We start from the raw sequence: 9,643 nt of genomic DNA, 5'->3' as shown, positions 1-9,643 counted from the left end.
ACGGACAGCCAAGCCCTGCAAATCGATACAACGCCGCCTGAATCTACAACCACTGTCACTATCGATGCCATTACTGACGACAGCGGCGTGGTGGATGACTTTATAACCAACGACCCAGCGCTGATCTTCAGCGGAAGCTTGGGCGCAGAACTGTTGGCGGATGAGCGCGTCGAGCTGAGCCTGGATGGCGGAGCAACCTGGTTTGAAGTCACCGTATCCGGTACCACTTGGAGCTATGACCACAGCGCAACAACCCTGCCCGACGGTGATTACACCATTGATGTGCGGGTCATTGATGTGGCGGGCAACGTGGGCGCAACCGATAGCCAAGCGCTGCAAATCGATACAACGCCGCCTGAATCTACAACCACTGTCACTATCGATGCCATTACTGACGACAGCGGCGTCGCAGATGACTTTATTACCAACGACCCAGCGCTGATCTTCAGCGGAAGTCTGGGGGCTGAGCTCGTCACTGGTGAGCGCGTCGAGCTGAGCCTGGATGGCGGTACAACCTGGTTTGAGGTCAGCGTATCCGGCACCACTTGGAGCTATGACCACAGCGCAACAACCCTGCCCGACGGTGATTACACCGTGGATGTGCGGGTCATTGATGTGGCGGGCAACGTGGGCGCAACGGACAGCCAAGCCCTGCAAATCGATACAACGCCGCCTGAATCTACAACCACTGTCACTATCGATGCCATTACTGACGACAGCGGCGTGGTGGATGACTTTATAACCAACGACCCAGCGCTGATCTTCAGCGGAAGTCTGGGGGCTGAGCTCGTCACTGGTGAGCGCGTCGAGCTGAGCCTGGATGGCGGTACAACTTGGTTTGAAGTGACCGTATCCGGCACAACCTGGAGCTACGACCACAGTGCAGTGACCTTACCCGACGGTGATTACACCATTGATGTGCGGGTCATCGATGTGGCGGGTAACGTTGGCGCAACGGACAGCCAAGCCCTGCAAATCGATACAACGCCGCCTGAATCTACAACCACTGTCACTATCGATGCCATTACTGACGACAGCGGCGTGGTGGATGACTTTATAACCAACGACCCAGCGCTGATCTTCAGCGGAAGCTTGGGCGCAGAACTGTTGGCGGATGAGCGCGTCGAGCTGAGCCTGGATGGCGGAGCAACCTGGTTTGAAGTCACCGTATCCGGTACCACTTGGAGCTATGACCACAGCGCAGCAACCTTGCCTGACGGTGATTACACCATTGATGTGCGGGTAATCGATGTGGCGGGTAACGTTGGCGCAACCGATAGCCAAGCGCTGCAAATCGATACAACGCCGCCTGCATCTACAACCACTGTCACCATCGACACTATTACTGATGACAGCGGCGTCGCAGATGACTTTATTACCAATGACCCAGCGCTGATCTTCAGCGGAAGCTTGGGCGCAGAACTGTTGGCGGATGAGCGCGTTGAGTTGAGTCTGGATGGCGGCGTAACTTGGTTTGAGGTCAGCGTCTCCGGTACCACTTGGAGCTATGACCACAGCGCAGCAACCTTGCCTGACGGTGATTACACCATTGATGTGCGGGTCATTGATGTGGCGGGTAACGTGGGCGCAACCGATAGCCAAGCGCTGCAAATCGATACAACGCCGCCTGAATCTACAACCACTGTCACTATCGATGCCATTACTGACGACAGCGGCGTGGTGGATGACTTTATAACCAACGACCCAGCGCTGATCTTCAGCGGAAGCTTGGGCGCAGAACTGTTGGCGGATGAGCGCGTTGAGTTGAGTCTGGATGGCGGCGTAACTTGGTTTGAGGTCAGCGTCTCCGGTACCACTTGGAGCTATGACCACAGCGCAACAACCTTACCCGACGGTGATTACACCGTGGATGTACGGGTGGTTGATGTGGCGGGCAACGTCGGGGCTACTGATAGCCAAGCCCTGACTGTGGATACCACGCCGCCGGACTCGAGTATCACTGTCAGTATCGATGCCATTACTGACGACAGCGGCGTCGTAGATGACTTTATAACCAACGACCCAGCGCTGATCTTCAGTGGCAGTTTGGGGGCTGAGCTTGTCACCGGTGAACGTGTCGAGTTGAGTCTGGATGGCGGAGCGACCTGGTTCGAGGTCACTGTGACCGGCACCAACTGGAGTTACGACCACAGCGGCACAGCGCTGACTGATGGTGATTATACCGTGGATGTACGGGTGATCGACTTAGCAGGCAACGTCGGCGCTACGGATAGCCAAGCTCTGACAGTGGACACCACGCCGCCGGACTCGAGTATCACTGTCAGCATCGATTCCATCACTGACGACAGCGGGGTGGCAGGGGACTTTATCACCAACGACCCGAACCTTATCTTCAGCGGCACCCTGGGAGCAGAGCTGGGCGCAGATGAGAGGGTGGAACTGAGTCTGGACGGTGGCGTGACTTGGTTTGAAGCCAGCGTGACCGGTACCGATTGGACTTACGACCACAGTGGTACAGCGTTGACTGATGGAGATTACACCGTGGATGTGCGGGTGATCGACGTGGCCGGGAACGTCGGCGCAACTGATAGCCAAGCTTTGACTGTGGATACCACTCCACCGTCTTCAAGTATTACCGTCAGTATCGACAGCATCACTGATGACGGCGGTGTGGCAGGCGACTTTATTACCAATGACCCGACACTCATCTTCAACGGTACCCTAGGAGCAGAGTTGGGCGCAGATGAGAGGGTTGAACTGAGTCTGGACGGTGGCGTGACTTGGTTTGAAGCCAGCGTGACCGGTACCGATTGGACTTACGACCACAGCGGCACGACGTTGACTGATGGTGATTACACCGTGGATGTGCGGGTGATCGACGTGGCCGGTAACGTCGGCGCAACGGATAGTCAGGCTTTGACCGTGGACACCGCGCCACCTAGTCAAACTGTGACGATAGATAATTATCAGGATGATATTGGGCCCGACCAAGGCGAGTTCGGTAATAACACCACAACCGATGATCGAAACCCGATATTGAATGGAACAATTAGTGCTGAGTTGAATCCGGGGGAAGAAGTACGGATTTACGACGGCTCGACTTTGGTTGGGGTGGCCACTGTAAACGGCACAAGCTGGAGTTTTGATCCAGGTAATCTGGAAAACGGAAGTGTGCATAACTATCAGGCAGTAGTTGCAGAATCCTCAGGTAACGAAGGCGTAGCTTCAGAGGTCTTCAACCTTACAGTCGAAATTGTTGTCACTGTTAACTCGCAAGAAACAATAGATGATACCCCGCTGATTACAGGTGTTATGCCGTTTGTACTTCAGGCTGGAGAGTATCTTGAAGTGACTGTGGATGGCGTCACTTATAGTTCCCAGGCCGGAGATGTGGTTATTGATAATATCAATGCCACATGGTACCTGCAGATACCCAGCCAAATTGCACTGGCTACATATGATGTAGAGGCCGTTGTCAAAGATGCGGATGGGGTTGTTATTGCAGCGGATATAACGCTTGATGAGTTAATCGTAGCGCCAGAGCCTGTCGTAGAAATTGGCTCAAACGCAAGTGATGAGGCCCAGAAAGGTACCGCTTATACAATTGGTGAAAACGGGATGTGGCGTATTCATACCAATCAAACAATGTTGGATGCGAATGGTACCAATAACGCCACGTTGGGAAGTTTTGCTCAGACCGCGCTAGTGAGTAATAGCGGTGGTGGATATAACGCCCAGAATTATGTTGGCAGTGCTACGTTTATTGATATCAATCGTGACGGATATATGGATTTGTTTGCTGAAGACAATAACTACCAAGATGGGCAGCAGATGTTTCTATATGACGGTGCATCATATACTGCTGACCAGGTCGGTGCTCCGCCAGCCGTTGGAGGTGACCGGGGAACTGGAGGTAGTGCTAACACTTGGAACTGGTTTGGAGGCATTGTTGCGTTTGATAAAACCGGTGACGGCTATGTCGACATAGCCTATGGAGATCAAACGCCGAATGATGCTTCGGGAGGCGGCGGGGTTGATAGCCAGATTGTGATTAACGTGGATGGAACAATCCTGGGGCTAATCAAAGATCACACCTATACGCAGGGGGCTACGGCAAATGGAGGTCCTGCCTCAACAAATACTGGGAACGCTACATTTGATATGGAGCTATCTGGTGTTGACTTGAATAATGATGGCAACGTTGATCTTGTTTATCATGCTTCAGTGGGGTCAAGTAAAATTGGTGGGGCTGGAGCAACAACCCCAATAAGTACAGAACCGCACCGGTTAGTGGTTGCGACTAATAATGGAGATGGAACCTGGAATAATACACAGATTGTAGATGAGGTATTTCAGCGAAACTCTGTAGATCCAAGCAGGGCCAATGGAGTCTCTATGACGTGGGGAGACTTTAATGGTGACGGATATATGGATTTGTTCTTAGGGAGAGGGTTTGCTGGTGCGGGTGCACCAACTACTCCGGCGGCATTTGAAAGTAAGGTTTTATATAATGATGGTGCTGGCAAGCTGCAGATGGATGATCCGAATAGTGATGGTATTGGTACGGCGGCTGGAGTATATAAGTTTGGCGATGATATAGCCGGTGGCGCGTCATTGGCGGTGGATTGGAACGCAGATGGAAAAGTAGATATTATTGAGCTTCCAGGTATAGGTAATACTGGTGGCATGACCGCGGCAGGCAATACCGGCCCAATTAATCTCTATACAAATACCACGGCGGGAGGTGTTAATAGCTTTACGACATCGAATATGTTGGGCGGTACTAATACAATTGGTATTTGGACAGGTAATGTTAATACTAACGATGCCGTTACTGGTGCCATTGCCGCTGACATAGACTGGGATGGAGATAGAGATCTTCTTGTATTCACCCAGAAAGGAAATACCAAATATATAGCCAATACCACCACCATTGCTGATGGTACATCACTACACTTCCGGATACTGGATGCACAGGGCATCAACAGCCTATATGGTAATACAGTTCAACTGTACAACTCGCTGGGTGTACTGGTAGCCGTGCAGATACTCAATCCCCAGTCAGGCAATCAGACCAATGATAGTTCTGCCATTGTGGATTTCTATGGTCTGGATGCCAATGAAACCTACAGTTTGGTGCTGCTGAGGAGTGTTAACGGTTCCTCTGCTGATGTGGGGGGCGCAGCAGTTGTCGGCAGTGTCTCAATTGAACATGTAAATGCTGCATGGTCAGGGCTGAAAGCGGGCGCTTCCAATGAGGCGTATGTATTAACTGCAGAGTCCGGAACTAACGCTGCTAATGCCAATATTGGTAACGGAATAGTCGGTACAGGGTATAACGATACATTTTTTGCCACCCTGGGCACCGATAAGTATGAAGGTGCTGGCGGCACTGAAACCATTTCCGGTGTGAAAGTCTGGAGCAATACCGGAGGTATGGACATAGTTGACTATAAGCTTGCCGGAGCAGGCGTATCTATCACTGTGGATCTAAGCAATACATCACCTCAGGATACCGGGTTTGGTACTGCTACATTCTCAAATATTGAAGGTATTGCCGGCGGCGCGGGTAACGATACCTTTACAGATAATGCCGGTAACAACGTATTCAACGGTCGTGGTGGAGCCGATACGTTTAACTTGTTGCATGGCGGCAAGGATACGTTGATCTATGAATTGCTAGCCAATGACGCAACGGGTGGCAACGGTGCCGATATCGTTAATGGTTTTACCGTTGGTACGTATGAGGCAACAGCCAATGCGGATCGTATTGACGTTTCCGGTTTGTTTATTGGTTATGTCGCCGATGCGGATGGCGCAGCACACTATATAAACGGTGTCGCTACCTTAGATCCTGGTGAGACGATTATGGATTATCTCTCGGTAGTTAATAGTGGCGGTAATACGATACTTAATATCGATAGGGATGGTACCGCAGGTGAATTCAGTTCCACCCCGATAGCCAATCTTCAAGGTGTAACGGTTGACTTGCTAACACTCTTAGCAAACCACCAAGTAGTCGTTTGATGTAGTGACCTATATCGCCAAATAAGGAGGCTCTGCTGAGCCTCCTTTGGACGAACTTTGCCTAGGAGTAACGATATGAAGTTAATGTATCGTTGGGGTTTGCTGCTGCCAAAATTTGCTCTCATTGTGTTACTGAGTTCTACATATGTGTCTGCTGATCAGCCAGCTGTACCCTGGCTAAACGAAGATCCTGGGCTTGCTTCCAAGTCTTCATTGTTTGCCAAAGTCGCTGATTACGGGCAACAGGCGGGCTTGGAGTCCCGAGATTTAATTGATTTATACCGCGCTGTAGCAATGGCGGTTGAGGTACACCCCGCCGTTCAGGCTTCAATTAACGCAGTATTGGAGCAGAAGAACATGATTGATTCGGCGCAAGCGGGGTACTACCCGCGGTTATCCGCCGATATCAGTTCCGGACGCTTAAGTGAACATGGTAATGCTCAACTGGCCACCATCACGCTCTCGCAGCTTATTTATGATTTTGGTAAAACCAGAAGCAAAGTAGGGCATGCTCAAAACCAAAGGGCCAAAAGTGTCGCCAGTCTGATCAAGCAGATTGATGACGTGTCCTATAGAGTGGCTGTGGCCTACATCAATGTGCACCGATACCAAACCCTGCTGGCTGTCGCAGAAAAACAGGTGACGGCCCTGAGTGATGTCTATGACCGATCACTATTGCGCGCGGGTTCTGGTCTGGCCACGCAGTCCGATCCCATTCAGGCCAAATCCCGATTAGAGAGTGCCGAAGCCAGTAAGGTAGAGATGGAGACTCTACTGGCGCAATGGACTGAGCAGCTTGGTCTGTTAATCGGCCAGGACTCTGGCTTAACGATCGGGCAACTACCTTCCGACCTTGAGTCGTCCGTGAATTTTGCGGCGCCGGTTGATTATCAAACTATCCCAGAGCTGCTTGAGGCGAACGCTGAGCGCGAGGTGGCTGTTTCGCTTCTGGAACACTCAAAAGCTCAGCGCTATCCGACGCTAACGCTGGAGGCTTCTTCAAATCATGCCCTTTCTGGCGTCAATCCTAACAACGGCGACGATCACGGAAGTTTTAATTCCATCCAACTCAAAGGCACTGCATTGCTTTATCAAGGTGGAGCCGTGTCGGCACAAATACGCGCTGCCTATGCAAAAGTTTCCGCTGCGGATGAATTAATCCGAGATGTTCGGCTAAGAGTTGACGAGCGTCTTAAGAAGACACTGCAAGAATTGCGAGGTGAGAAAAGACGCTTGCACATATTAGAGCAGCGTTACAGCAGCATCCTGGAAACCGCTTCTTTATATCAAGAGGAATATACATTAGGAAAACGCTCCATCCTTGACCTGCTTAACGCTGAGCAAGAGGCCTATTTTGCTGCCACCGACCGTGAGGACTCTAAGTACGCTTATTTATTTGGGGTAGTGGAGTACATCGCTACATCGGGGAAAAGTAGGGAAGTCTACGGTATCAGCGATAAAGCCTTGTGGGACATGGAGGGTCAGCAATGAGCACAACCAAGCAAATAAATTATTGGGCTGAAGCACTGATTAACGTGGCCCGGTATTACAGCCTGAGCGTATCTGAAGAAAGCGTCCGACTTTCTCTGCTCTGGGAGAAGGGCCATCTGGACACGGCCCTGAAAGATATATTTGCCCGATTTGGACTGGCGCTCCGCTTTGAGGAGGTTTCACCTGAAGTTGCTGATCCTTGGCGTCAGCCGTTGATAGTTGAAATGAAAAATGGCCAGGTTGGGGTCGTTCAGAAAGTTGATAAAAACGGGCGAATGAGCTTGTTAATTGCGGGTGATCAGGGGCTACCCACAGTCCTTGATTATAAGCAGCTGTGCCGTCGTGCTACGCGTGTCGCGATAGCCCGGCCTGAGGCAGCAATCCGTGATGCGCGGATTGACCAGTACATGAAACCCTATAAGGAGGATTGGTTCTGGAAAATCCTATTTGCGGATTGGCGTCGTTTTGTAGAGATATCCGTCGCTTCCTTGCTGGTTAATATTCTTGCATTGGCGGTCGTGCTTTTCTCGATGCAGGTCTATGACCGGGTTGTGCCCGCAAAGTCTGAGTCAACCTTGTGGGTTCTTTTCTTTGGCGTGATGTTGGCGATTACGTTTGAATTTTTCCTGAGAGTCGCCCGTGGACAAATATCCGATGCTTTAGGCAAACACGCCGACTTAAGAATCAGTGATGTGGTTTTCGGGCGCATGATGAAGGTTCGTAGCGAATACGGTTCTAAATCTGCAGGTGGCTTTATTGCTCAGATACGTGAGTTGGAGCAGCTCAGAGAGCTCATAACATCGGCCACTATTGGATCCATGGCTGATTTGCCATTCGTATTGCTGTTTATTGTCATTCTGTATTTCTCAGGCGGCCCGGTTGTGTATGTCGCCTTGGCCGCTCTGCCTCTGTTTATTGTCCCCACTTGGTTGTCGCAGAAGACATTGGCCCGTTTGTCCAGGGAGTCAATGCGGGTTGCTGCAATTCGCAACGCTTTGTTAGTGGAGGCGGTGGAGGGGCGTGATGATATTAAGCAGCTGCGTGCCGAACCTAGGTTCCAAAGCCAGTGGACAGAGCTCACGGCTGAGCATGCCAAGCTGAGCATGAAGCAACGCTCAGCGGTTAACTGGCTGCTGACGTGGGCACAGGAATTACAGGGGGCCGTTTACGCCGGCGTCATTCTGGTCGGCTGTTACCAGGTAATGAAGGGCGATATGACGACAGGGGCTTTGGTCGGATCGTCAATTCTTGCATCTCGAATGATGGCTCCGGTCGCTCAACTGGCGGGGGTGTTTGTACGTTGGCAGCAGGCCAAAGTCACCAAACAGGGGCTGGATGAGCTTATGAGGTTGCCCGTTGAGCAAACAGAAGGGCAAATGCTCCACCGTTCAGTGATACGTGGTGATTATGTACTCGATAAGGCCTCCTTCACTTATGCCGGTACTAGCAAAGCTGCCATTGATATTGAGCAGCTCAAGATCAAGGCTGGCGAGCGTGTTGCCATACTTGGGAAAATGGGCTCAGGTAAGTCCACGCTTTTGCAGTTGCTGGCCGGTATGTATGCCGTGCAGAAGGGCAGCGTCACGCTGGATGGTCTTGAGCTGTCACAGATTGATCCCAGTGATGTCCGGCGCGATGTCTCACTGCTCACCCAAAACTCACGACTATTTTATGGAACGCTGAGGGAAAACATCGCCCTGGGCCACCCTTTGGTTTCCGATGACGAAATTATTCAGGTGCTCGAAATTTCTGGGGCCGGCTCGATTGTTCGCGCTAACCGCTCAGGGCTTGATTATGTCGTTCAAGAGGGTGGGAAAGGATTGTCGGCTGGGCAACGACAGGCCTTATTAATCGCCAGAACATTAATCAGTAAATCAAACATTCTGTTGTTGGATGAACCCACTTCATCTCTTGATGATGTGACGGAAAATTCCTTCATTGATGGCGTGGAGGAGTGGGTTAAAGGCAGAACTCTGATACTTACCACGCACCGCTTTCCGATCTTAAAACTGGTTGATCGGATCATTGTTTTGGAGTCTGGAAAGGTCATCATGGACGGGCATAAGGATGAGCTACTTGGCAGCTTGGCTGCTAAAGAATCGCGCAAAACTAACGCCAAAGCATGACATCAGGTAGGCCAAATTTCTGTAGAGCATTTTTTATT

3 protein-coding genes are annotated in these 9,643 nt (G+C 51.1%); all 3 read left to right on the top strand.

Features of this window, described 5'->3' with window-relative positions:
• Positions 1 to 15: 15 nt before the first annotated feature.
• The 3 genes from AO726_RS19705 (at position 16) to AO726_RS19695 (ending at position 9,605) form a co-directional block, all read left to right on the top strand.
• Positions 16 to 5,988, top strand: a complete 5,973-nt coding sequence (locus AO726_RS19705; protein WP_342633136.1) for an Ig-like domain-containing protein — start codon at positions 16 to 18, stop codon at positions 5,986 to 5,988.
• Between the two features lie 75 nt (positions 5,989 to 6,063).
• Positions 6,064 to 7,479: a TolC family outer membrane protein gene (locus tag AO726_RS19700; RefSeq protein ID WP_058069811.1), complete on the top strand. Its 1,416-nt coding sequence runs from the start codon at positions 6,064 to 6,066 to the stop codon at positions 7,477 to 7,479.
• A complete protein-coding gene (locus AO726_RS19695) occupies positions 7,476 to 9,605 on the top strand; it encodes a type I secretion system permease/ATPase (protein WP_058069810.1) in 2,130 nt (709 codons plus the stop codon). The genes AO726_RS19700 and AO726_RS19695 overlap by 4 nt, the downstream gene beginning before the upstream one ends.
• Positions 9,606 to 9,643 lie beyond the last annotated feature (38 nt).

This window comes from Pseudomonas sp. TTU2014-080ASC, from assembly GCF_001446935.1.
In the GTDB taxonomy this organism is placed as follows: Bacteria; Pseudomonadota; Gammaproteobacteria; order Pseudomonadales; family Pseudomonadaceae; genus Aquipseudomonas.
This window is presented reverse-complemented; position numbering and strand designations above follow the sequence as displayed.

Bases quoted from the DNA above. Each gene is read 5' to 3' on its own strand.
- AO726_RS19700 (WP_058069811.1), top strand. From the start codon at position 6,064: ATGAAGTTAATGTATCGTTGGGGTTTGCTGCTGCCAAAATTTGCTCTC.
- AO726_RS19695 (WP_058069810.1), top strand. From the start codon at position 7,476: ATGAGCACAACCAAGCAAATAAATTATTGGGCTGAAGCACTGATTAAC.